Below are 1,701 nucleotides of genomic sequence, written 5' to 3'. Positions count from 1 at the left end.
CTCCGGCGAGACGTCGGCCGGCTCGACACCGAAGACCCGGGCGCCGACGAAGCGGTGCAGGTCCTCGCCCTCGTTGAACGCCTGGATCAGCCCGGGGTCGCCGGACAGGTGCGCCATGATCCGCATCTCGATCTGCGAGTAGTCGGCGGTGATCAGGGTCGTGTAGGGCTCGGCCACGGCGAACGCCGAGCGGACCCGACGCCCGACGGCCGTCTTCACCGGGATGTTCTGCAGGTTCGGGTCGGTCGAGGAGATGCGCCCCGTGCTGCTGCCGGTCTGCTCGTAGCGGGTGTGGATGCGGCCGTCGACGATCGCGGCGTCGAGGGTGTCGACGATCTGGCGGAGCTTCGTGGCGTCGCGGTGCTGCAGCAGCAGGCCGAGGAACGGGTGCGGGTGCTGCTCCTGCAGGTCGGCGAGGCTCGCGGCGTCGGTCGAGAAGCCGGTCTTCGTCTTGCGGGTCTTCGGCATCGCGAGCTCGGTGAAGAGGACCTCCTGCAGCTGCTTCGGCGAGCCGAGGTTGACCTCGTGCCCGATCTCGGCGAAGGCCTGCTGGGCGAGGTCGGCGGCGCGCTCCCCCAGCTCGTGCGACAGGTTCGTGAGGACCGGTCGGTCGATCGCGACGCCGGTGGTCTCCATGGCGGCGAGGACGTGCACGAGCGGCAGCTCGATGTCGTCGAGGACCCGCAGCGAGGACTCGTCGAGCCGGGCGCGGATGGCGGTCGTGACGCGGAGCACGTACCAGGCGTGGACGCCGACGTTCACCGGGTCGGTCTCGGGCACGAGTTGGTTCGGGTCGGCGGTGGAGAGCTCTTCGCCGAGCTCCTGGTAGACGAGGTCGGCGAGGGGCTGCCCCTGCTTGCCGGGCTGCGCCAGCCACCCGAGGATGCGGGCGTCGCCGGCGAGGCCGTTGACCGTGAAGCCGACGGTGGCGAGCACCTTGATCGCCGTCTTCGCGTCGTGGAAGTGCTTCGGGGCGTCCGAGGCGAACCAGGCCGCGAGCTGCTCGTAGTCCTTCGCGCCGCTGCCGCCGGGGACCAGCACCGCGTCGTCGTGCGTGGCGATGCCGATCGCGCTGAGCCGGCCGTCGATGACCTCGACCGCGACGCCGAAGCCGTTCGCCGCGTCCTTCGCCTTGCGCTCGAGCCAGTAGCCGAGCTCTTCGTCGATGATCGTGGTGACCTTCGGCGGCACCGGGGCGCCGTCGTCGACCCCGCCCTCGGCGGCAGCGGACTCGGACGGTTCGCCCGTGCCAGCGACCTTGAACACGCGGTCGAGGAGCGTGCGGAACTGGAGCTTGGCGAAGAGGTCGCGGACCGCCTGCTCGTCGAGCGGGCGGAGTGCGACGTCGGCCGGGCCCACCGGCAGCTCGACGTCGTTGACGAGCCGGTTCAGCTTGCGGTTCCGGACCGCGCGGTCCTTCTGCTCGCGGAGGTTGTTGCCGACCACGCCCTTGATCTCGTCGGCGTGCTCGAGCACCCCGTCGAGCGAGCCGTAGAGGTTGATCCACTTGACGGCGGTCTTCTCGCCGACCTTGTCGATGCCGATCAGGTTGTCGCTGGTCTCACCGACGAGGGCCGCGATGTCCGGGTACTGGTGCGGCTCGATGCCGTAGCGCTCGTACACCTTGTCGCGGTCGTAGCGGGTGAGCTCGGAGACACCGCGGACCGACGGGTACAGCAGCGTGACGTCGTCGTTCACGAG

The 1,701-nt window shown here is 70.2% G+C and carries 1 protein-coding gene; it reads right to left on the bottom strand.

The window, feature by feature from the left end:
- Positions 1-1,701: DNA polymerase (locus I59_RS10710; protein WP_022903870.1), on the bottom strand; the 1,701-nt coding region annotated here is incomplete at both ends.

This window comes from Curtobacterium sp. B8, from assembly GCF_000333315.1.
In the GTDB taxonomy this organism is placed as follows: domain Bacteria; phylum Actinomycetota; class Actinomycetes; order Actinomycetales; family Microbacteriaceae; genus Curtobacterium; species Curtobacterium luteum.
This window is presented reverse-complemented; position numbering and strand designations above follow the sequence as displayed.